Origin of the sequence: Coprococcus sp. TF11-13, from assembly GCF_003481085.1 — a bacterium.
In the GTDB taxonomy this organism is placed as follows: Bacteria; Bacillota; Clostridia; order Lachnospirales; family Lachnospiraceae; genus Coprococcus; species Coprococcus aceti.
Genome location: NZ_QUKK01000001.1, coordinates 777,260 through 800,675, shown reverse-complemented (window position 1 = coordinate 800,675; position 23,416 = coordinate 777,260). Strand labels below are relative to the sequence as shown.

Here is a 23,416-nt window from a genome sequence, read left to right as displayed (position 1 = left end):
AATTACAGGGAGACGAAGATATGAATATAGCAATAGATGGACCTGCAGGTGCAGGCAAAAGCACGATAGCAAAAAAGGCGGCAGGCGAGCTTGGTTTTATATATGTGGATACAGGTGCCATGTACAGGGCGGTGGCTGTATATCTCACAGAAAGCGATATATCTGCCAGCGATGAAGACCTGGTGGAGAAAAGCATAGCGGACATTTCCGTGGAAATAAAATATGAGGATGGAGCACAGCAGGTCTACCTTAACGGCGAGAATGTAACAGGAAAGCTGAGAACTGAGGCTGCTGGTAATATGGCTTCAAAGGCATCTGCACTTCCATGCGTCAGGGAAAAGCTTCTGTCACTCCAGCGGGATCTCGCTGCTTCAAATGATGTTGTCATGGATGGAAGGGATATAGGAACAAATATACTTCCTTCAGCAGAGCTCAAGGTATACCTTACCGCCTCTTCGGCAGTGAGGGCCAAAAGAAGATATGACGAGCTTGTCGCAAAGGGCGCTGAGAATATTGATATAGAGAAGATAGAGCAGGATATAATCCAGAGGGATAAGCAGGATATGGAGAGAAAAACAGCTCCTTTAAAGAGGGCTGATGACGCGGTTCTTATCGACAGCTCAGATATGACGATAGAGCAGGTTACAGACACTATAGTCGGACTTGCAAGAGAGAGAATGTAATACAGGTGGTTTAGATATGGAGATATTACTTGCAAAGAGTGCCGGATTCTGCTTTGGCGTTCAGCGTGCGGTGGATACAGCATACGAACATGCTGACGAGGAAAATGTGTATACTTATGGTCAGATAATACACAATGAAGAGGTGGTTGGTGATCTTACAAAGCACGGAGTGCAGGTGATCGACAGTGATGACGAATTGCTTGAGATAAAAGACAGCAAGGTCATAATCAGATCCCATGGCGCTGAGAAAAGGATATATGACATTCTGGAGGCTGGTGGGAATACGGTGATAGATGCGACCTGTCCATTTGTCAAGAAGATACACAACATAGTGCGCGAGGAAGGACAGAAAGGAAATACAGTCGTCATCATAGGCGACTCAAGCCATCCCGAGGTGAAAGGAATCGTGGGCTGGTGTGTAGAGCCTCCGGTAGTCATAGGTTCCGAGGAGGAGGCTGAGGCTTTTGTAAGAAAATATATTGACGGAGAGGTCAAAACAGCGGATAATATATCGATAGTTAGTCAGACAACTTTTAATTACAGAAAATTTAATTATATTGTTGATATTATTCGAAATAAATTGTATAATGTTACTGCTTATAAGACTATCTGTAATGCTACGTCCGTGCGTCAAAGGGAGGCGCAGGAGATTGCATCAAAGGTAGATGCCATGATTGTTATAGGTGGTCGGAACAGCTCTAATACTCAGAAGTTATATGAGATTAGTAAAAAAGAATGTGAGAATACTTACTATATACAGACACTCGTTGATTTGGATTTGACTACTTTTGAATCCGTTAGTAGGGTAGGTATTACAGCTGGGGCATCTACCCCAAACAAAATTATTAAGGAGGTTCATGGTAGGATGGACGAGATGAATTTTGAAGAATTATTAAAGAATGATGAGAGCAGAGTCTCAATCAAGACAGGAGAGATAGTAGAAGGTAGAGTTATCGATGTTAAGCCTGATGAGATTCTGGTAGACATCAGCTACAAGTCAGATGGTATTATTCCTAGAAGCGAGTATACCAACACACCTAATGCAGATCTGACAGAGCTTGTACATGTTGATGATCCGATAACAGCCAAGGTTGTTAAGACAAACGATGGCGAGGGATCAGTTCTTCTCTCATACAAGAGAGTTGCTGCAGAGAAGGCTAATGAGAAGCTTGAGGCTGCTCTTGAGTCAGGAGAGATCCTTACAGGTAAGGTTGTTCAGGTTGTAAGCGGTGGACTTAACGTTATGTACGATGAGACAAGAGTATTTATCCCTGCTAGTCTTGTTTCAGATACATACGAGAAGAATCTTGACAAGTACCTTGATCAGGATATCGAGTTTGTACTCACAGAGTACCAGCCAAAGAAGAGAAGAATAATTGGTAACAGAAAGCAGATCGTTGCAGCAAGAAAGGCAGAGGCTGCAAAGGCTCTGTTTGATAGAATAGAAGTTGGAATGATAGTTGAGGGTGTTGTAAAGAACGTTACAAGCTTCGGTGCATTCATAGATCTCGGTGGAGCAGATGGACTTCTTCACATCTCAGAGATGTCATGGGGAAGAGTTGACGATCCTAAGTCAGTTCTCAAGGTTGGTGATACTGTTAAGGCATTCATCAAGAACATTGACGGCGAGAAGATTGCTCTCAGCCTTAAGTTTGATGATACAAACCCATGGCTTAACGCAGCAGAGAAGTATGCTCCTGGAACAGTAGTTACAGGTAAGGTAGCAAGAATGGCTGATTTCGGTGCATTTATCGAGCTTGAGCCAGGTGTTGACGCACTTCTCCATGTATCACAGATCTCATATGAGCATGTTAACAAGCCAGAGGATGTATACAAGGTAGGCGATGAGGTTGAGGCAGTTGTTGTTGAGTGCAATGCAGATGACAAGAAGATCAGTCTCAGCGTAAAGGAATTACTTCCAGCTCCAGAGTATACAGATGATGTAGCAGAGGACACAGAGGAGTAATCTGATATATAGACAGTTAAGAAAACCGTAGTCGATAATGACTACGGTTTTTTTATGCCAGAATATTTATATCAGAATAGTTTGTTCAGGACTGCAAGGATATAGGCGTGGGATTGATCACATTTTTCGTGTAATTCGGTGCTGTCCGAAAGAAAACGGTTTCCTTTAAGATCTGTATCATAGAATATCTCTCCGTGAAATCCTGGTGGACAGGGTATGAAGCTGCCGGTCTTGATGGTGAAAGCATTGTCCTTTGTCGCTTTTTCCTTGTGGGCATCGTCCACATAAGCCGCCATTGATTTGTGTATGGCCATGTGCTCCATAGGTAGATAGTAATAATTTTTGTAGTCCTTGAAGAAGTATTTCATTTCGGTGTCCCGGGTCTTTGGAACGACCACATGCATATGTGTGTCACATGCATTTACAAGAATTCTATTCAGGGATTCCGTTATGCGGCATGGAAGCTTTGGAATGGAACAGTTGTATGTTATTGAATCGATGGTATCGGATATATCATCTATCTGAAAGTCATCAGGAATATGAGGGATATTCACAAATTCAGATATAGATATAAGCCCTCTTATATCGTCATGGTTATGGGTGAGCATATCGTCAAGCAGAGATTCGTCGTGAGAACTCAGATAATGCTTGTAGGCGGATATAAGATCGCCTCCTGATATAAAAGTATTTCTCTGGAAGTCGATCAGATGCTCTATGTCAAACTGCTTAGCCGAGTCCAGACGCAGAAGCTTTTTGTATTTTCTGGTTGTTCTATATATATCCACGCTCTGTATATTGTCAAGCGTAGTGTCCACGTCGAATTGCTCCATCTTTTTCAGCAAGTAGGGGATGTCAAAGGTATCGCCGTTGTATGACACCAGTATTTTGTGATTCTTTAGGATCTGTTCAAAATGGGACAGCATTTCAGGCTCTGAAGTTCCGTTGTCATTGAATATCAACTGGGTGCGAAATGCACTGTCTGAGAAATATGAACATCCGATCAGATAGAGATCCGAACGTTTGGCGCTGAGGCCGGTTGTTTCTATATCAAAATAGAGTATATCCGACAGCTCGTCCGATATGTGAGCTGTATCTACATTTATATCTTCAGTATATTTAAAAATTATCATAATGGCTCCTTTTGGTTCCTTGCGTAAGGTACATTATAGAACATGCATTGTTCTGCAATATATATAGTAGCTGTCGTTTTTCAAAAAAGCAAACATATATTCACAATTGATAAATAATATGATATAATTACGAAGATTTAGTGTCGGTTTCTATGCGATTTTGAGATACCGTCATATATTACAGGACAGGAAAAGTTAACGGATGATTTCATATATTCGAGGAGCACTTGAAATAAAGGGTGACAATTATATAGTGATCGAGTGTGGTGGAATAGGGTATCAGCTCATGGTATCCGGAAAGTTTATGGAGAAGCTTCCACCGGTACATTCAGAGATAAAAGTAAGCACATACATGTATATACGCGAGGATGAGATAAGTCTGTTTGGCTTTGAGAACGCAGATGAACTCAATGTGTTCAAGATACTGCTGGGAGTGAGTGGTGTGGGGCCAAAGGTAGCCATGTCTCTTCTGTCAACACTCACCGTGAACGAGCTCAGGCTTGCGGTCATATCTGAGGATGTAAAGGCCATATCAAAGGCTAATGGAATCGGGGCAAAGGGCGCTTCGAGGATCATTCTGGAGCTCAAGGATAAGCTGAGTATGGAGGATATGATAGATGCAGCATACAATGATTCGGTTGCTGTGCAGACCGCTGCAGGCGATGTGAGAACAAATGTCATATCGGCTCTCACAGCACTTGGATATTCAGGTGTTGAGGCGGGACGTGCTGTTTCGCGTGTAGATGGTTCAGCGGATATGGATGAGGAGCAGCTCCTTAAGGCGGCACTCAGATTTATGATATAGAATATTGATCAGATAGGTAGAAAAAATGGGCAGAATTATTTCAACAGAAAGCTTGGACATAGAAGAACAGAAAAGTGAATATAATCTCAGACCTCAGTATCTGTCGGAGTATATTGGACAGAAAAAGGTCAAGGATAATCTGCACATATTCATAGAGGCGGCGAAGAAGAGAAATGAGCCACTGGATCATCTGCTTCTGTATGGACCGCCGGGACTTGGTAAGACGACGCTGTCGACCATTGTGGCAAATGAGATGGGGGTAAATATCAAGATCACCTCGGGACCTGCCATAGAAAAGCCCGGTGAGCTTGCCGCGATACTCAACAATCTGTCGGACAACGACATTTTGTTTATCGATGAGATACACAGACTCAGCACACAGGTTGAGGAGGTGCTCTATCCGGCTATGGAGGATTACGCAATAGATGTTGTGATAGGCAAGGGCGCAGGTGCAAGGTCGATTAGACTTGATCTGCCAAGATTTACACTGATAGGTGCAACGACGAGGGTCGGAATGTTGTCGGCTCCCCTAAGGGACAGATTTGGAATGGTGGACAAGCTGGAATTTTATACCCATGACGATCTGAGAGAGATAGTGATGAGGTCAGCGGAGGTTCTTGGAGTTGACATAGACGAGGAGGGTGCACTTGAGATCGCAAGAAGATCAAGAGGTACACCGAGACTTGCGAACAGACTTCTCAAGCGCTGCAGGGATTATGCTGAGGTGTGTCATGACGGCCATATAGATCACGATGTTGCTAAGGCCGCTCTGGACAAGCTTCAGGTCGATTCCATGGGACTGGACGTGAACGATAGAAATATATTAATGACAATGATAGAGAAATTTGCAGGAGGGCCTGTCGGTCTGGATACACTGGCGGCTGCCGTCGGTGAGGATCCGGGCACGATAGAGGATGTGTATGAGCCGTATTTCATAATGAATGGATTCATAAACAGAACTCCCCGGGGAAGAGTTGTCACTGATCTATGTTACAGACATTTTGGACTGGATGCATTTATAAAGGATAAGTAAAGGAGAATGGGATATGGCACAGAAGAATGATATCAAGGTGGTAATCAACAATAAAGTATATACATTGAGCGGCCAGGAGAGCGAGGACTATCTCCAGAATGTGGCGACATATATCAATGGCAAGATAGCAGAATGTCAGTCGTCTGAGGCGTACAGGAGATTTAACGCAGAGTATCAGAATGTTCTGCTTGCACTGAATATAGCCGATGACTACTTTAAGGCAAAGGATCAGGTCAATCAGATGCTCACCGAGGATGACGACAAGGATAAGCAGATATATGATCTGAGACATGAGGTTATCGAGGTGCAGATAAAGTATGAGTCTGCACAGAAGATGATAGAGGAATACAAAGAGAAGATAAGTGAACTTCAGAGACAGATCATAAAACTTGAAGCGGAGAAAAATGTTAAATAAGACTGAAATTTTGGCACCGGCGGGCAACACGGAGGCGGTGAAAGCTGCAGTCAATGCATATGCAGACGCAGTATATCTTGGAGGCAGTATGTTCAGTGCCCGGGCATTTGCCGGTAATTTTGATGAAAAAGAATTGCTTGATACCATAGACTATTGTCACAGATTCGGAGTGAAGGTCTATATGGCGATCAACACACTGCTTAAGAATGAAGAGATTCAAAGGCTCCCATCATATGTGGAGCCTTATTACAGGCAGGGCGTGGATGGGATAATTGTACAGGATATGGGAGTTGTCTCCGTTCTGGGCAAGTCGTTTCCAGACCTTCCACTGCACGGAAGTACACAGCTCAGCGTGTCCAGTTCACAGGGCGCTGCGTTTCTGAAAAGCATAGGCATGACCAGATTTGTGCCATCGAGAGAATTGTCATTGTCAGAAATCACAGAGATCAAGAAAAATGTTGATATAGAGGTGGAGACATTTGTCCACGGAGCGATGTGTTACAGCTATTCCGGAAGGTGCCTGATGAGCAGCTTTGCCGGAGGAAGAAGCGGTAACAGGGGAAGGTGCGCCCAGCCGTGCAGAAAGCAGTATGACTCAAATGGTGTAAATGAGTATATGCTCAGCTTGAAGGATATGTGCATGTTAAAGAGTCTGGGAAAGCTCATAGATGCGGGAATTGATTCTTTCAAGATAGAGGGAAGAATGAAAAAGCCAGAGTATGTGGCTGCAACCGTGACTGCGTACCGTGAGGTCAGAGATGCTTATCTGGCGGGCGAATCAGTGGAGAAACTGGCAGAGGAGCAGGAGAAGAAGCTTCTCGATATATATAACAGGGGCGGATTCTACTCAGGTTATTATTACACATCCAATGGCAAAAAGATGCTTGCGAACAGCAGACCGAACCACACAGGAATTAAGGTTGGGCGTGTGAATGCGGTAGAAAAGCCATATGTGGATATAAAACTTGACGAGAATGTATCCGCAGGCGATGTCCTTGAGATAAGAGGCAGAAATGGTGATGTGGAGCTCACATGCAATGTGGCGGCAAAAGCGGGAAAGAATGTCAGACTTAAGGCGAAGTCATTCAGGAGCATTGCAAAGTTCAATGATGTATACCGTACAAGAAACGGTAAGCTTCTGGAAGATATACAGAATAATATAATAAATGCCGACAGGAAGATAGAGCTCGCTGCACATGTCAGTGCGTATGCGGATCAGCCATTAGAGCTTAAGCTTTCAACTGTAGAAGGAAAGTGTTCTGTCTCAGTCGAGGGGCCTGTGTGTACACAGGCCCTTAACAAGCCTGTCACGAAGTCGCAGATAGTTGACAAGATCAAAAAGACAGGCGGTACAGATTATGTGCTCGGGGATATAACTGCTGATGTATCTGACAACCTGTTTGTACAGATAAGCGCAGTGAACAACCTGAGGCGGGAGGCGCTTGAACAGCTTGGACTGCAGATCTCACAGAGTTACAGGCGGGATGGCGGTGCAGTAAGAACTGGCCTGCCTGGCGCTGAAAGACCTCTTGAAAATGTAAAAAACAACACTGTTCACGGTGTTACAGTTGGAGTATCGGACGCTGACCATGTAAATATTGTTAAGAATTATAAATGGGTCAGCAATGTAATAGTAGATTATAATGTCAGAAAATATGCAGATGAATTGAAGCAGGCCGGATTCAGAGTGATCCTTGCTCTGCCTGAGGTATTGCGGCAGAGAGAGCTTGACAGATATTCAGGCCTTTCCGGTGAACTTGGTTCATTTGACGGTGTGATGATCAGAAATTATGACGAGCTGGGAATTCTAAAGAAGTTGGACTATAAGGGACTCGTGATCGCGGATGCCAGTCTCTATGCGTATAATGATAATGCGTTTGATTTCTATAGAGAGAATATGGGTGATGTGTGCTTTATGTGCTCAAACGAGCTCACACTTGATGAGATACATGGTCTTTCATATGATACACTCATAAAGCTCTATGGTCATCAGAAGGTTATGATCACTGCAAACTGTATAGCAGGCAATTACATGAACGGTTGTGCCTCAAGGAAGATGTCCAGGAATGTCCTGACGGATGACAGGGGAAACAGATTCTATGTCAGAAATGACTGTGCGCACTGCTATAACATTATATATAATGGTGTTCCTACAAATATGATAGACAGACTGGCTGAAACCGGTATTTCAGATAAAGACTGTTATATTGAATTTACTATTGAGGATACTAATAAAGTGAAGGATATAATGGACAGTCTGGAGATTGCCCTGTCAGGGGGGAAAGCGGTATCCATGTCTGTAGATCAGTATACCAGGGGACATTATTACAAAGGAATCGATTAAGACTTTTTGATAAAGGTGGAAACATGATAACAATAGTAACGGAGATAGCGAAGTATTTGATCATATTTTTTATGGTTTTATACACCGTAAAATGCTTTACGGTTTTAAAGCCTGTGCCTGCCGATAAGAAACGGCGGGCGCTTAATGTGCAGATATTTTATGTGTTCATGATACACTTTCTTTGCTATCTGACATTATATCTGCATTATGAGAAGAAGAGCATACTTATATTTTATCTGTTGCAGATGATAGTATCCATAACATATATGGTTTCATATCATACCATTTATAAGGGCTCATCGAGACTTATAACGAATAACATGTCATTCCTTCTTCTCATAGGTTATGTCATGCTGACAAGACTTGATTTTGACCTGGCGAAGAAGCAGTTTCTATTTGCCACGATCATGTTGGTGGTGACTGCATTTGTGCCATTGTTTGTGGTCAAGTTCCCGCAGATAAAGAAATGGACTATATTCTATGCGGTGTTTGGTATAGGCTTCCTGTGCACGGTGTTCATCCCGCATGTGGGAGTTGATAAATATGGTTCAAACAACTGGATAAGCATAGGCGGAATATCGATGCAGCCTATGGAGATAGTCAAGATCATATTTGTATTCTTCCTTGCCAGCTCATTTGAAAAGGCAAAGAACTTTAAGGATATGATGAAAACAATCTGTGTAGCAGGACTTTTCATGCTGGTTCTTGTGGCGGAGACGGATCTCGGTGGTGCGGTGATCTTTTTCATGGTATTTGTCATGATGCTGTACCTTGCCACTGGTAAGCACAGCATACTCATAGGCGGAGGCCTCGGAGGTTCGGTTCTTGCTGTGGTTGGATATATGCTTTTGAAGGATCATTTCAGCCATGTCACCATGAGAATCGATGCATGGCTTAACCCGATTGAATATATAGATGGAAGTGGATATCAGGTTGCACAGAGTCTGTTTGCGATAGGCTCGGGCGGATTCGAGGGATCGGGTCTGTGCCAGGGACTTCCGACATCGATACCGGTCGTGTCCAGTGATTTTATATTTGCTGCGATATGTGAGGAGCTTGGAGTTATATTTGGACTCTGCCTGCTTCTTATGTATCTGAGCTGCTTCATATATTTCATCAATATATCGATGAAGATAAGAGATGCTTTTTATAAGAATGTAGCCTTTGGTTTTACAATATGCTTCATATTCCAGATATTCCTGAACGTTGGCGGTGTTGTGAAATTCATACCATCTACGGGTGTGACGCTGCCGCTTGTGAGCTATGGAGTGAGTTCGGTTGTCAGCACACTCATTATATTTGGAATAATTCAGGGTATATGTGTATTAGAGAACAGTGGAGTTGATAAAAATGTCAGACAGGAAAGTATCAGCAGGGAAGAGTGGACAGAGACCCCAGTTGCGGTCAGGGGCCAGTCAAACAGCGGTGAAAAACAACGCAAACAGAAAAAGCCAGTCCAGCGCAAAGCAAAGACAGGATACGACAGGAAAGAGACGAACTCAGATGAATTCTGGGGAGAATAGTGACATTCTGGACAAGAAGACAAATGACAAAAAGAATGTGCCTGTTCTGGTTATAACATATTTTGTTGTCATAATCTTTATCTGTATGTTTGCATATATTATCGTGTTTATGGTGAGGGATTCAAGAACATTCATCGCCAATTCATACAATGGGAGACAGTCTCTCTATGCGGAGAAGATAAAGAAGGGAAGCATCATATCCAGCGATGGAAATGTCCTTGCGGAGACATTGACGGATGATGATGGAAACGAGTACAGAAATTATCCATATTCCAATGTGTTCGCACATGTTGTCGGATATGACAGCAACGGACAGGCGGGACTTGAGATGAGCTCCGCGTACTATCTCCTGACATCAAACCAGAACATAATCACGCAGACATACAACAAGCTCAGGAATGAGAAGAGTCTGGGAAACAATGTCATAAGTACACTGAATACCACGCTGCAGAGCACGGCTTACGATGCACTGGGATATAATGACGGCGCTGTTGTGGTTATGGAACCGGATACTGGAAAGATCCTTGCCATGGTCTCAAAGCCTGATTTTGATCCGAACTATATAGACAGTGTGATAGAGGATTCACAGGATTCTGACAGCTCTTATCTGTTGAATCGTGCAACACAGGGTCTGTATCCACCTGGTTCAACCTTCAAGGTACTCACGGCTCTGGAGTATATTCATGAGAACAGCAATTATCAGAAATATTCGTATGAGTGCGAGGGCGAGGATATATTTGACGGAGTACAGATACACTGCTCAGATTATGCGGTTCATGGAACTGTGGATCTGGCGGACTCACTGGCGAAATCTTGTAACACTTCATTTGCCAATATAGGAATGAAGCTCAACAAGCAGTCGTACAAGGATCTGTGTGAGAAGTTCCTGTTTAACAAGGATCTTCCTTATGACGGATATTACAGAAAATCAGTATTCGAGTTAAATGCAACCTCAGATGATTCGGAGATACCGCAGACAGCCATAGGACAGGGCGACACACTTATAACACCTCTGCACAGTGCCATGATCATGAGCACCATAGCAAACGGAGGAGTCATGATGTCCCCATATCTCATCGACAGGATAGAGACATGCGATGGCAATCTTGTAAAGACATTCAAGCCGAACACCTACGGTAAGATCATATCTGCATCTGACGCAAGACTTCTGAAGGATCTGATGCTTGGCGTAACATCATATGGTACGGCATCGGATGCATTTGCAGATTGCTCATATACCATAGCCGGAAAGACAGGTACTGCGGAGTTCAACGACAACATGGATTCACATTCGTGGTTTGTTGGATTCTCAAATGTTGATGATCCGGATATTGTCGTATGTGTCATAGTTGAGAATGCAAGCTCAACTGGAGCTTCAGCAAAGTATATTGCCAGACAGCTCTTTGACGCATACTATAATTATGTGAAATAATTGCACAAAATGATGCGTATGCCTTAATACGTGCTCATATTTACTTTAAAAATAATTTGACATATGATATACTGACTTCAAGTTTTAATTACACACCCGGAAGAAACAGGAGGAATTGCAGTGATAGAAGCAACAAGCTGTGGAGGGGTGGTAATCTTCAGAGGAAAAGTATTGTTGTTGTATAAGAATTACAAGAACAAATACGAAGGATGGGTTCTCCCCAAGGGAACTGTTGAAAAGGGCGAGGAGCACGATGAGACCGCCTTGCGAGAAGTGAAAGAGGAGACAGGTGTAAGCGCATCTATAATCAAATACGTGGGAAAGAGCAATTACACTTTTAACACGGCATTTGATGTGGTAAATAAGGATGTTCATTGGTATCTCATGATGTCTGACAGCTATTACAGCAAGCCACAGAGAGAAGAGTATTTCGTGGATTCCGGTTACTACAAATACCATGAAGCCTACCACCTTCTGAAATTTCCTAACGAGAAGCAGATACTTGAACAGGCATATTCAGAGTATGTTGATCTTAAGAAAAAGAATCTGTGGGGAAACAAGAAGTATTATTAATCAACAAAAGGACTTCTGTATGCAGGTACAGAAGCCTTTTTAGTTTTCTTTTGAGGGTAAGACATGAATAAAAAGAATGCAGGCAGATCAAAACAAAAGAAAAAGAGAACAGCAAAGGATATAGTTCTGGACATACTGCTGGTCGTTTTTTTACTTATAGCAGTTGGGAGCGGTGCGTATCTTGGAAGGTATTATTATATTGCGAAGAATGCGCAGAATAACTTCAATGATCTTAAAGGAATGCTCGATACCGATGGGGATGATACCGAAAAGGTTACGGTGGAGGTCTCGGATAAAAGTAAGGACAATGGCGAGAAGAAGATACTCAAGAAATTCGAGAAGTTATACGAGAAGAACAGTGATATTGCAGGATGGCTCACGATCGATGGCACGACCATAGATTATCCGGTCATGTACACTCCCGATGACAACGATTATTATCTGCATCTGGACTTCGATAAGAACTGGAGTGATCCGGGCACACCGTTCATAGATACGAACTGCAGACCGTTTGATGACAGAACGGACAATGTTCTCATATACGGACATAACATGAAGTCGGGAATAATGTTCAGAGAGCTGCTTCAGTATGAGGACGAGAGCTTTTATAAGAAGCATAAGAATATCAAGTTTGACACGTTGTATGAGACCGGAACATACGAGGTCATCGGTGCATTCCGATCGGAGATATATCCTGACGATGACACTGAGCACTATCATTATTATGAGTTCTTTAACGCTGCGGATAAGGCGGAATTTGATAAATATATTGATTTTGTCAAGTCAAACACATCATATGACAGCGGTGTTACGGCTGAGTACGGTGATGAACTCATCACACTTTCAACATGCGCTTCACACACTGATGATGGCAGATTTGTCGTGGTTGCGCGAAGGATAACAGGGGATGATAAGTAGTTGACACTAAATGGGGCATGTGTTAATATAACAAATGTCGCAAGCGCCGGCTTGTCGGAATTGGCAGACGAGGCAGACTCAAAATCTGTTGGTGGCAACATCGTGCGGGTTCAAGTCCCGCAGCCGGCATTATATTGAGCCTGAAACCTGAGTAGAATCAAGGGTTTCAGGCTCTTTTGGTATACGTGGGAATAAGATCTTGAAATGAATGGGCGGTGATATATTATGATGAGTAGAAAGGTAAAACAGCAGGTGAATTCGGCTGTGAATGAGTTGGATATGAATCTGGCGAACAACTACAAGGATCTGGCGCATAAAGCCTTGAAGGAACTTGATGAGCTGGTTACGAAGCTTAATGAGGAGGGGCAGCTCAAGGAAAAGGACTACACCAAACTGAGGGATAAAGTGGATAATTACAAGAGACGTATGGCGGGATATCATCACTGACAGTATGTCAGTATGTCATAATGACATAATTTCGTCACTGAAAGATTATGACCGGGAGGCTGCAGAACAACGGATGTATGCAGCTTCCCGGTCATATTTGTCTGTGTGTATCAGTATTGCTTCATTATCTCTCTGCGAAGCTTCTTGATTATTCTTTTTTCCAGCCTGGATATGTAGGACTGGGATATTCCCAGGAGATCAGCCACCTCCTTCTGAGTCTTTTCTACCCCACCTATGGTGTTTATTCCATACCGCAGTTCTATGATGGTGCGTTCCTTTTCACATAGCTTTGATATGGCATTGTCGAGGAGATTGTAGTCTACCTCTGTCTCCAGATCACGGTAGACTACGTCCTCATCCGTTCCCAGAATGTCGGACAGAAGCAGTTCGTTGCCGTCCCAGTCAACATTCAGCGGTTCATCGATGGACACCTCTGTTCTGAGCTTGCTGTTGCGACGGAGAAACATGAGTATCTCATTTTCAATACATCTTGATGCGTAGGTAGCAAGCTTTATGTTTTTGTCATTTTTGAAGGTGTTTATGGCCTTGATGAGACCGATCGTGCCTATGGATATCAGATCCTCAATTCCGACACCCGTGTTGTCAAATTTTTTAGCAATGTATACGACAAGTCGCAGATTTCGCTCTATCAGCATTTTCTTTGCGGAATCCGACTGGTTGTTTGTGAGTTCGTTTATGACCACGGCCTCCTCGTGGGGCTCCAGCGGGGCGGGAAGTACCTCGGTTCCTCCAATATAATATATATCTTTGCCGCTTTTCAGGGAGCGCAGTGAAATATTGCTGGCAACAGTAAATTTGAAGTCGTTACCCCTTATTGTGTTTAACATGTCTTTTGCCTCTTTTCATATAATATTTGCTTAAAAGAATACATTTGTCTGTGTGAAGTATATTAAATGTATTTGGGCTGATACCGATCAGTGGTCTGTGTTCCATGTATGAGCTGTCGATGAACATGTAGTCAATGTCCATGGCGAGCATAAGCTGATTTCCGGAGCATATCGTATTGTAGGGAATTATGTGTATTCCGGCCGGAATGTCATCACGGTAATCATATTCATATATGGAAGACGGTTTTTTGATGTAGTCATCGAGCAGTGGAGTCAGTTCCGGTGGAGCCAGTTCGATGGCTACGGCGTATGTAGTCACGGCGACGTTGCGTCCTGTGAGATTGCATCTTAGCGTGTTACCTGTGTCCAGGTAACCGATAGCATTGGTGATCCTTGAATGTCTGCCTAGTAATACATTTGTCAGAAAGTTCAAATAATTCACTTCTTTTCATGTAGTGCAATTGGAATTATATATGTGGGCCGGTAAGAAAATGGTCGTATTACAATAAATGAAGCATCGATATTTCGATTGAATTTTTAATTTGTTGATGGAAATGTGGTTAAGTTTTTCAATATACGACTATATATTTGAAAAATGTGTATAAATCTGTGGATAATGTGGAAAAGTGCTAAAACATCCTAAAAAGTGCGAAATAAGCAAACAATTTACGACATAGAGCGATATTTTGTGCAATATAATGATAAAAAATGAGAAATGTATATGTATGGATGACAAAATAAGTCCTGAACTTAAACTTGCCATGGATGCGGATGGTTACATGCCGTACAGCAGTCTTTATCTTGGATATAACGCATCCGATGATTCGTGGATGCTGATAATCAGACATTCCGGTGACATAGATGATCTTGAGGGAGATATTCTGAATAGCTGCGTTTATCTGCTCGGGGGATATGCCATAGTGAACGTGTATTCCTACAATATAAAAAGGCTTCAGGAGGAGCCGAGGGTACTTTATATCGATAAAGCTCAATATTACAGTTATGGTGCGGGTGTCGCCTATGACAGATACGTATCCTGCATAACGGAAAATTTCATGTCGAAGTATGGGCTCACAGGCGAAGGCGTATGTATCGGAATTATAGATAGCGGCGTGAATATCCTCAACCGGGAATTTGCAGATGACGCCGGCTCCAGGATAGTCATGTATTGGAACCAGAATACAGATTATGAAAGGACTTACCCAAACCGCTATGGTCTTGGACGGATATATGATCAAAGTGAGATCGGGCAAATGTATGAGGACAGGCGGCTGCCCGGTGTCATGGGAGAGCAGCACGGCACGGAGGTTGCATCTGTGGCCGCCGGGAGCAATATAGGAGTGGCGGGAAAAGCCCGGATCATTGTCGTTGAACAGTCGCTTGAACGCGCGCTGCCGGACACGATAGGTATAATGATGGGGATAGATCTGCTTGTGAGATACAGCATGGAGACTGGAACTCCAGTAGTGATAAATCTTTCATATGGAAATAACTTTGGAGCCCATGATGGCACGTCGACACTTGAGCTGTTTGTTAATTCTGTGGCCCAGATGGCTAAGGTGTGTGTTGTCACGGGTTCAGGAAATGACGGTGGAAGACAACTGCATACCAGCGGTATGCTTGGAAATGTAAGCTATGCGAGTATTGACATTGCGGTGGCGGCCGGTGTGAAAAACTTTGGCCTGCAGATATGGAAAAACTATATCGACAGCTTCGATGTGCTCGTCTATTCGCCGTCCTACGACCTTGTGGCGTATCTCACGGAGGGACAGATAGTATCCGGGGCGTATTATGGGAGCACGGAGTTGCTTGGGATATTCCAGGGACCTTCACCTTACAATGTCAAGCAGCTCATATATGTATTTTTCCAGTCTGAGACCGGGGATATAGAGCAGGGGATATGGCATGTGAGGATTGCACCGAAGAGCATTGCAAATGGGATATTCAATGCGTATCTACCCGGTGACAGTTATGTGACGGGGCAGGTTGCATTTGAGAATCCTTCGGTGTATGGAACCCTCACGATCCCGGGTACGGCATCAAATATAATAACGGTGGCTGCCTATGATCAGGTAAATGCATCCATAACGGGATTTTCTGGCAGGGGTTTTACGTCGGATAATGCCATAAAACCGGATATTGCAGCTCCGGGTGTCGGAGTGACTGTCAGCTATGGTGAGTATGGATACGGAAATGCCGATGGCACATCGCTGGCGGCGGCATTTGTGTCTGGCTGTGCGGCACTTATCATGGAATGGGGGATAGTCCTGGGGAACGATCCATATATGTACGGAGAGAGGGTTAAGGCTCAGCTTATAAGGGGAGCAAAGCCTCTCGGTTCACTGGGCAGTTACCCGAACAGATATACAGGCTGGGGGACCGTGTGTATGGAAAACAGCTTCAAAGGATTAATTGTATGAAAGATTTGCAAAAAGATGTGGTTTTATGTCAAGTAATTGTGTATAATTTAATTTGTACGTGTTTTTTGCAAGTATAAAAGAAAAAAACGGGGTATTTCACACATGGTAGGATTTTATAATTATACAGTTATTTTGACATATATGAGCCTGGTGTCATCTATCACAGGCATGTTCTTTACATTTACCGGACACCTTAGCATAGGAATATTGTGTCTTGCACTTTCCGGTCTGTTTGATGCATTTGACGGAAAAGTCGCAAGGAGCAAGAAGGATAGGACTATGGATGAGAAGAGATTTGGTATCCAGATAGATTCTCTCTGTGACCTGGTGAGTTTTGGAGTTTTTCCTGTTGTATTGTGCTGGTATTCAGGAATGAACACGCCGTTTGGAATGGTTATTCTTGCACTGTACTGTCTGGCTGGAATGATAAGACTTGCATACTATAACGTGCTCGAGGAGAAGAAGAACAATGACGATGATGATGCTGAGGTCATAGAGCAGCCGGATGGAAGAAAGTATTTCCATGGAATGCCGATCACCGCAATATCGGTGGGGCTTCCTATAATATACGTTACGTCACCTTTGCTTGGGTCCTCTTTCCCAATTCTGCTTCATGGAATCATGATACTTGCAATGATACTTTTCATAACAGATTTCAGATTCCCTAAGCCAACCACAAAGGAACTTATGGTGATAATTGTCATTGTGGCAGTTGCCGTAGTTTGGCTTATGATAAGATACATGGTCAGACGTCATATCATAACTATTCCTTATTTTATATCCATTCTATTATAAGTGTATAGGAGCTATGGAAAATAAAAGATATAGAAGTAATTTGGCTATACCGGCTATACAGAAGCGATGAAGGATGATGTATAAGATATGATAAAGAACAAATATGCAATATACAAAAGATCAAAACATAATGAGGGTGTATCGACACAGGACAGAGTCCTGCGCCTGTTATATGGCAACAGAGCGGGACGTATGGTGCTGGGATGGCTGATCAGACCAGAGGTGTCAAAGCTTGTGGGAAGATTCATGGACACTGGATTATCCAGAATCATGATCAATCCATTCATTAAGAAAAATGATATTGATATATCTGTGTGTCAGAAGAATGAGTTTGACTCATATAATGATTTCTTCAAGAGAAAGCTGGTGCCGGGAGCAAGGACCATAGATATGACCGATGAAGGTTTTGTGAGTCCATGTGACAGCAGGCTTACGGTATATGATATAGAAGACACAGAACGACAGACTTTCAATATAAAGGATTCAGAGTACACGGTGGCATCCCTCCTCAGGGACAAAAAGCTTGCGAGGCACTACAGAGGTGGAAAATTGTGGCTGTTCAGACTGTGTGTCGATGATTATCACAGATACATATATAACGTGTCTGGAAAGCAGTCTGATGTCAGACGTATAGAAGGCTTATATCACACAGTTAACCCTATAGCCAGTGAATATTACGACATTTACAAAGAAAATACCAGAGAGTATTGTCTTATAAGGACGCAGGATGCGGGAACCATCATTGATATGGAGGTTGGAGCACTTCTGGTTGGTCGTATAGTTAACAGGTATGTGGATTCCACGGATGTCAGAAGAGGAGAGGAAAAGGGCTATTTTGAGTTTGGTGGCTCAACAATCATTCTTCTCATCCAGAAGGACAAAGTCGCTCCTTTAGACAGAATAGTTGAGAATTCTAGAAAAGATATTGAGACCAGAGTCAGACAGGGCGAGCTGGTTGGATATGTACGTTAAGAGCAATATTATATATTCCATATAAAACAGGAACAGCGTATAGCTTGCTATGGAGCTATACGCTGTTCCTGTTTTGTTGTTTATCCAGTCTGTGTCAGAACTTATATTCTATATTATTCATTTATAGAATTCACATGCCTCTTGATGGCCTCAAAAGTCTCCTGGCTTATAACGTGTTCGATCTTGCAGGCATCCTCGGCTGCGGTCTCTTTTGCAACGCCGAGACTTGTGAACCATGAAGACAGAAGCTGGTGCCTCTCATATATCATCTCTGCAATTTTTTTACCGGCTGTTGTGAGAGTTATGTATCCTGAATCGCTTACTTCTATATAACACATCTCCCTGAGATTCTTCATAGCAACGCTTACACTTGATTTCTTATAGCCAGTCTCGTTGGCAACATCAACGCTTCGGACGACCGGAAGCTTCTGGCTGAGGACGAGAATGGTTTCAAGATAATTCTCTACTGATTCATTCGTGGTCAACATTATTATATATCCCCCTTATATTTAACATTATAAATGTATCTGTATCAATGTAGCAATTATAAATAATATATCATAAATGAATTTTTTATTCAATTTGATAATTGAAATACGAATTTCGACAAATAGGCACTTTTTGTCAATAAAAGAGCCGTGTTTTGTTCAATTAGTCCAAAATGATTAATATTATTGACATCTAATTAATGTTAGTATATACTAACCACGATATGAAAATCAGTGGTTTAAGTTGCTAGTTAAGGAGGTGCAATTATGCCATTAACATTTGCAAAACCGGGAGAAGCCAATGTGATCAAAAAGGTTGGCGGGAGAGAGAAAACACGATTGTTTCTTGAAAAGCTGGGCTTTGTTGAAGGTAGTGTTGTAACTGTCGTGGCAGAGAATGCAGGAAATCTTATAGTTAATATCAAAGATTCCCGTGTTGCCATTGATAAAGATATGGCCAGCAAGATACTTGTATAGGTACGATTACATGTATCTGACTGACGACAAAAGTATGTAAAAGGAGTAAGATCATGAGCACATTAAAAGATGTCAAGGTTGGCAGTACTGTCACTGTCAAGAAGATTGCAGGCGAGGGTCCTGTAAAGAGACGTATCATGGACATGGGCATCACAAAGGGTGTACAGGTTTATGTTCGTAAGGTTGCCCCTCTCGGTGATCCTGTAGAGGTTACTGTAAGAGGCTATGAGTTATCAATACGTAAAGCTGATGCTGAGATCATAGAGGTAGAGTAACAGCTTATTTTTTTGTTCATACGTTAGTGTATGCTAACATATGATAGAAAAGGCTAATATGAAGTACGCAGACGCCGTGCGTAAGCCCCTTTAAATGCGTCTGCACAATACAATAGGAAAGAGGGTAAACAATGTCAGTAAAGATTGCACTTGCAGGAAATCCTAACTGCGGTAAAACAACATTATTCAATGCTTTAACTGGCGCTAACCAGTACGTAGGTAACTGGCCAGGTGTTACAGTTGAGAAGAAAGAGGGTAAGCTTAAGGGTAACAAGGATGTTATCATAACTGACCTTCCTGGTATCTATTCACTTTCTCCATACACTCTTGAGGAAGTTGTTGCCAGAAATTATCTTATTCAGGAATATCCTGATGCCATCATCAACATTATCGATGGTACTAACATAGAGAGAAACCTTTATCTCTCAACACAGCTTATTGAGCTCGGAATCCCTGTTGTCATGGCTGTCAACATGATGGATCTTGTAAAGAAGAACGGTGATTCCATCAACATCAAGAACCTGAAGGAAGCTCTTGGATGTGAGGTTGTTGAGATCTCAGCTCTCAAGGGTACAGGTATCGATGAGGTTAAAGAGAAAGCTATCGCTGCAGCAAAGTCAAAGTCAGCAAATGCAAGAGTCCACAGCTTTGATGAGGCTGTTGAGGCTGCAATCGAGAGCGTAAGCACTAAGCTTGACATGGAGGAGAACAGAAAGAGATTCTTCGCGATCAAGCTCATCGAGAAGGATAGCAAGATCATAGAGCAGATGAAGAATGCTCCAGACTGCTCAGCAGAGATCAAGAAGCTTGAGGATGACTTCGATGATGACACAGAGAGTATCATCACAAGTGAGAGATATTCATATATTTCATCGATCATTGACAAGTGTGTAAAGAAGGCTGCTAAGGGGCAGAAGCTTACAGTATCAGATAAGATCGACCGTGTTGTAACAAACCGTATCCTTGCACTTCCTATATTCGTGCTCATCATGTGGCTCGTGTATTATATAGCAATGTCAACAGTAGGTGCATGGTGCACAGACTGGACAAATGATAACCTGTTCGGCGATGGTTTCCATCTCTTCGGAATTGGAAGCTCAGCTTATGAAGATGCATCAGGTGACTATGATGCAGCAACAACAGCACTCGATGCATATGGCGTACTCGTAACAGATGACGAGGATGCAGTTGATGTAGATGCCACAAAGGCAGCCATCGAGGCAAATACAAACACAGAGGCAAGCGTTAAGTATGAGATGGAAGATGAGGAGACACTCGATACATACGATATCGATGTTTACTACTCAGAGGTTCCTGCAAATGCTAATGAAGAGACAACAAATGCAATGTCATATCTTGATGCAGTTGATTACTTCAACGAGACACAGATGGCAGAGATCGATCCTGCTGATTATGGTGTATTTGTTCCTTCAATTCCAGACCTCATCTCTGCAGGACTTGACAAGATCGGATGTGCAGACTGGTTACATGGACTTATCATCGATGGTATTGTAGCCGGTGTTGGTGCGGTACTTGGTTTCGTACCTCAGATGCTCGTACTGTTCATATTACTTGCAATCCTTGAGTACTGTGGATATATGGCACGTATCGCATTCATCATGGACCGTATCTTCAGAAAGTTCGGTCTCTCAGGAAAGTCATTCATACCTATCCTTGTAGGTACAGGTTGTGGTGTTCCGGGTATCATGGCTTCACGTACAATTGAGAATGAGAAAGACCGTCGTATGACAGTCATGACAACAACATTTATACCATGTGGTGCTAAGGTTCCATTTATCGCCATGATCGCCGGTGCTATATTCGGTGGTTCATCAATAGTTGCAACAAGTGCTTACTTCATCGGTATTGCAGCAATTATATGTTCTGGTATAATACTTAAAAAGACAAAGATGTTCGCCGGAGATCCATCACCATTCGTTATGGAGCTTCCACCTTATCATATCCCAACAGTAGGTTCTGTACTCAGAAGCATGTGGGAGCGTGGTTGGTCATTCATCAAGAAGGCTGGTACAATAATCACACTTTCAACAATCGCTGTATGGTTCACAACATACTTTGGATTTGTTGATGGTTCATTCCAGATGCTTGATGAGAGCCAGATCGATTACAGTATCCTTGCAAAGATCGGTAATGCGATAGCATGGATCTTCGTTCCACAGGGCTGGGGCAACTGGCAGGCAACTGTAGCATCTATCACAGGTCTTGTTGCCAAGGAGAACATCGTTGGTACAATGGGTATCCTCTACGGTGGTGGAGACGGTACAGTTTACCAGGCACTTGCAGGCGCATTCACAACAGCAAGCGGATTCTCATTCCTTGTATTCAACCTTCTCTGCGCACCATGTTTCGCAGCTATGGGTGCTATCAAGAGAGAGATGAACAGTGCTAAGTGGTTCTGGTTCGCAATCGGATATCAGTGTGGATTTGCTTACCTTGTAGCACTTGTTGTATACAGAATCGCAGGTCTCTTCACAGGAGCTTGTACATTCGGTGTATGGTCAGTAGTAGCAATTGCACTTGTTGTTCTGTTCTTCTTCATGCTGTTCCGTCCGGATCCAAACAAGAAGGTAAAGACAAGCAAGGAGTTCCTCAACGCTTAATATAAGATATAGAGGAAAATATATAAAAGGAGTGGTGACTTATGTCAGAGTATCTTGGTACAATCATTGTGGCAGCCATAATCGTTCTGATGGTGTTCTTCATTGTCAGAGGTATGGTAAAGGATAGAAAAAAGGGCAAACACATATGTGGTGGCGACTGTTCGAGCTGCCATGGCGGATGCAGTCACAAGCTCTAAATAAAATAATAGTTGTAGTAATATATATGGGGTGCGCTGTAAGTTATGACAACGCACCTTTTTATGTGAGATAACACTTGAAATAACAAAAGATTTACTATATTATAAAAACATGTTGGTACACGACTGGCGGAGACAGCCGATGGGCTGGTAGGAATTACCTACAGGGAGTGTACTGTTAAGACAAGCCGACCGCCTGGGCAAGCAAATATATCAGGACATGTATTTGTGTGCGCAGGTGGCCGGCTTTCTTTTTTAGGATGCTTTGCATAACATCAGCTCACAGGTACGAGAAAACACATGGAGGTACAACAGAAAATGGAAATGTTATCACTTGAGAAGGAACTTAGCGAGAATGCATATCCGGGACGCGGAATCGTGATCGGTGTGTCCGAGGATGGCAAGAAGGCAGTGACTGCTTACTTCATCATGGGAAGAAGCTCAAACAGCCGTAACAGAGTATTTGTGACAGAGGGCGAAGGAATCAGAACAGAGGCGTTTGATCCATCAAAGCTTGAGGATCCAAGCCTTATCATCTATGCGCCAGTAAGAGTTCTTGGCAACAAGACTATAGTTACAAATGGCGATCAGACAGACACTATATATGACGGACTTGACGATGAGCTCACATTTGAGCAGTCACTCAGAAGCAGACAGTTTGAGCCTGACGGCCCTAACTACACACCTAGAATCTCAGGTGTTATGCACATAAAGAATGGTGTGTTCGACTATTCAATGTCCATACTTAAGAGCAACAACGGCAACCCTGCTGCAAATAACAGATACACATTCTCATACGAGAACCCTGTAGCCGGTGAGGGACATTTCATTCACACATATATGCATGATGGTAATCCGCTCCCAAGCTTTGAGGGTGAGCCAAAGTGGGTTAAGATATCCGGTGATATCGATGAGTTCACAGACAAGGTATGGAACAGCCTCAATGAGGACAACAAGGTGTCACTGTTCGTCAGATATATTGACATCGCAACAGGTGAGTACGAGACAAAGATCGTGAACAAGAATAAGTAATTAAAGAATAAAGGAGATATTT

The 23,416-nt window shown here is 42.9% G+C and carries 23 protein-coding genes, 1 tRNA gene and 1 riboswitch; of the genes, 20 read left to right on the top strand and 4 right to left on the bottom strand.

Annotated elements, in window-relative coordinates:
* Positions 1–20: 20 nt before the first annotated feature.
* Positions 21–683: a (d)CMP kinase gene (cmk, locus tag DXD11_RS03530; RefSeq protein WP_022216517.1), complete on the top strand. Its 663-nt coding sequence runs from the start codon at positions 21–23 to the stop codon at positions 681–683.
* A 16-nt stretch (positions 684–699) separates the two neighbouring features.
* Positions 700–2,649 (top strand): bifunctional 4-hydroxy-3-methylbut-2-enyl diphosphate reductase/30S ribosomal protein S1, encoded by a 1,950-nt coding sequence (locus DXD11_RS03525; protein WP_055222594.1) that lies wholly within the window; start codon positions 700–702, stop codon positions 2,647–2,649.
* Positions 2,650–2,720: 71 nt separating this feature from the next.
* Here the strand turns inward: DXD11_RS03525 and DXD11_RS03520 are convergent, their stop codons facing one another.
* Positions 2,721–3,779, bottom strand: a complete 1,059-nt coding sequence (locus DXD11_RS03520; RefSeq protein WP_118757774.1) for a ribonuclease H-like domain-containing protein — start codon at positions 3,777–3,779, stop codon at positions 2,721–2,723.
* A gap of 202 nt (positions 3,780–3,981) precedes the next feature.
* On the opposite strand from DXD11_RS03520, the gene ruvA reads away from it, so the two are divergent.
* The 10 genes from ruvA to DXD11_RS03470 all read left to right on the top strand — a co-directional run bounded on the left by ruvA (position 3,982) and on the right by DXD11_RS03470 (position 13,269).
* Positions 3,982–4,584, top strand: coding sequence for a Holliday junction branch migration protein RuvA (gene ruvA / locus DXD11_RS03515; RefSeq protein WP_022216514.1), 603 nt, complete (start codon positions 3,982–3,984; stop codon positions 4,582–4,584).
* A 25-nt stretch (positions 4,585–4,609) separates the two neighbouring features.
* A complete protein-coding gene (ruvB, locus tag DXD11_RS03510) occupies positions 4,610–5,617 on the top strand; it encodes a Holliday junction branch migration DNA helicase RuvB (protein WP_022216513.1) in 1,008 nt (335 codons plus the stop codon).
* A gap of 13 nt (positions 5,618–5,630) precedes the next feature.
* Positions 5,631–6,032: a cell division protein ZapA gene (locus tag DXD11_RS03505; protein ID WP_015534892.1), complete on the top strand. Its 402-nt coding sequence runs from the start codon at positions 5,631–5,633 to the stop codon at positions 6,030–6,032.
* Positions 6,022–8,376, top strand: coding sequence for a peptidase U32 family protein (locus DXD11_RS03500; protein ID WP_118017569.1), 2,355 nt, complete (start codon positions 6,022–6,024; stop codon positions 8,374–8,376). Before DXD11_RS03505 ends, DXD11_RS03500 begins: the two co-directional genes overlap by 11 nt.
* 23 nt (positions 8,377–8,399) lie before the next feature.
* A complete protein-coding gene (locus DXD11_RS03495) occupies positions 8,400–9,899 on the top strand; it encodes an FtsW/RodA/SpoVE family cell cycle protein (protein ID WP_118757773.1) in 1,500 nt (499 codons plus the stop codon).
* Positions 9,880–11,331, top strand: coding sequence for a peptidoglycan D,D-transpeptidase FtsI family protein (locus DXD11_RS03490; protein WP_071849453.1), 1,452 nt, complete (start codon positions 9,880–9,882; stop codon positions 11,329–11,331). Before DXD11_RS03495 ends, DXD11_RS03490 begins: the two co-directional genes overlap by 20 nt.
* A gap of 120 nt (positions 11,332–11,451) precedes the next feature.
* On the top strand, positions 11,452–11,904 hold the full coding sequence (locus tag DXD11_RS03485; RefSeq protein ID WP_022216509.1) for an NUDIX hydrolase: 453 nt from the start codon (positions 11,452–11,454) through the stop codon (positions 11,902–11,904).
* A gap of 63 nt (positions 11,905–11,967) precedes the next feature.
* Entirely contained in the window at positions 11,968–12,822 is an 855-nt protein-coding gene (locus DXD11_RS03480; protein WP_118757772.1) for a class B sortase, read from the top strand.
* A gap of 45 nt (positions 12,823–12,867) precedes the next feature.
* Positions 12,868–12,951 (top strand) — tRNA-Leu (locus tag DXD11_RS03475).
* 96 nt (positions 12,952–13,047) lie between these two features.
* The gene (locus DXD11_RS03470) at positions 13,048–13,269 is read left to right on the top strand and encodes a hypothetical protein (RefSeq protein ID WP_118757771.1); all 222 of its coding nucleotides are present in this window, start codon (positions 13,048–13,050) and stop codon (positions 13,267–13,269) included.
* A gap of 110 nt (positions 13,270–13,379) precedes the next feature.
* Here the strand turns inward: DXD11_RS03470 and sigE are convergent, their stop codons facing one another.
* On the bottom strand, positions 13,380–14,117 hold the full coding sequence (sigE, locus tag DXD11_RS03465; protein ID WP_015534897.1) for an RNA polymerase sporulation sigma factor SigE: 738 nt from the start codon (positions 14,115–14,117) through the stop codon (positions 13,380–13,382).
* Entirely contained in the window at positions 14,095–14,550 is a 456-nt protein-coding gene (locus DXD11_RS03460) for a sigma-E processing peptidase SpoIIGA (RefSeq protein WP_022216507.1), read from the bottom strand. Before DXD11_RS03460 ends, sigE begins: the two co-directional genes overlap by 23 nt.
* Positions 14,551–14,842: 292 nt before the next feature.
* On the opposite strand from DXD11_RS03460, the gene DXD11_RS03455 reads away from it, so the two are divergent.
* The 3 genes from DXD11_RS03455 (at position 14,843) to DXD11_RS03445 (ending at position 18,304) form a co-directional block, all read left to right on the top strand.
* Complete coding sequence (locus DXD11_RS03455; protein ID WP_158579420.1) at positions 14,843–16,537, top strand: S8 family peptidase; 1,695 nt, start codon at positions 14,843–14,845, stop codon at positions 16,535–16,537.
* Between the two features lie 102 nt (positions 16,538–16,639).
* Positions 16,640–17,332: a CDP-alcohol phosphatidyltransferase family protein gene (locus DXD11_RS03450; RefSeq protein ID WP_118757769.1), complete on the top strand. Its 693-nt coding sequence runs from the start codon at positions 16,640–16,642 to the stop codon at positions 17,330–17,332.
* Between the two features lie 87 nt (positions 17,333–17,419).
* Entirely contained in the window at positions 17,420–18,304 is an 885-nt protein-coding gene (locus tag DXD11_RS03445) for a phosphatidylserine decarboxylase (RefSeq protein ID WP_117548988.1), read from the top strand.
* Positions 18,305–18,417: 113 nt separating this feature from the next.
* Here the strand turns inward: DXD11_RS03445 and DXD11_RS03440 are convergent, their stop codons facing one another.
* Complete coding sequence (locus tag DXD11_RS03440) at positions 18,418–18,792, bottom strand: metal-dependent transcriptional regulator (protein WP_173794552.1); 375 nt, start codon at positions 18,790–18,792, stop codon at positions 18,418–18,420.
* A 267-nt stretch (positions 18,793–19,059) separates the two neighbouring features.
* Between DXD11_RS03440 and DXD11_RS03435 the strand changes: the two genes are divergently transcribed.
* The 5 genes from DXD11_RS03435 to DXD11_RS03415 all read left to right on the top strand — a co-directional run bounded on the left by DXD11_RS03435 (position 19,060) and on the right by DXD11_RS03415 (position 23,394).
* Positions 19,060–19,269: a FeoA family protein gene (locus DXD11_RS03435; RefSeq protein WP_004851067.1), complete on the top strand. Its 210-nt coding sequence runs from the start codon at positions 19,060–19,062 to the stop codon at positions 19,267–19,269.
* 53 nt (positions 19,270–19,322) lie between these two features.
* Complete coding sequence (locus DXD11_RS03430; RefSeq protein ID WP_022216503.1) at positions 19,323–19,544, top strand: FeoA family protein; 222 nt, start codon at positions 19,323–19,325, stop codon at positions 19,542–19,544.
* A 131-nt stretch (positions 19,545–19,675) separates the two neighbouring features.
* A complete protein-coding gene (feoB, locus tag DXD11_RS03425) occupies positions 19,676–22,165 on the top strand; it encodes a ferrous iron transporter B (protein ID WP_118757768.1) in 2,490 nt (829 codons plus the stop codon).
* 41 nt (positions 22,166–22,206) lie between these two features.
* Entirely contained in the window at positions 22,207–22,362 is a 156-nt protein-coding gene (locus DXD11_RS03420) for a FeoB-associated Cys-rich membrane protein (RefSeq protein ID WP_004851061.1), read from the top strand.
* Positions 22,363–22,474: 112 nt separating this feature from the next.
* Positions 22,475–22,571: riboswitch (ZMP/ZTP riboswitch) on the top strand.
* A 109-nt stretch (positions 22,572–22,680) separates the two neighbouring features.
* The gene (locus tag DXD11_RS03415) at positions 22,681–23,394 is read left to right on the top strand and encodes an IMP cyclohydrolase (RefSeq protein ID WP_022216500.1); all 714 of its coding nucleotides are present in this window, start codon (positions 22,681–22,683) and stop codon (positions 23,392–23,394) included.
* Positions 23,395–23,416 lie beyond the last annotated feature (22 nt).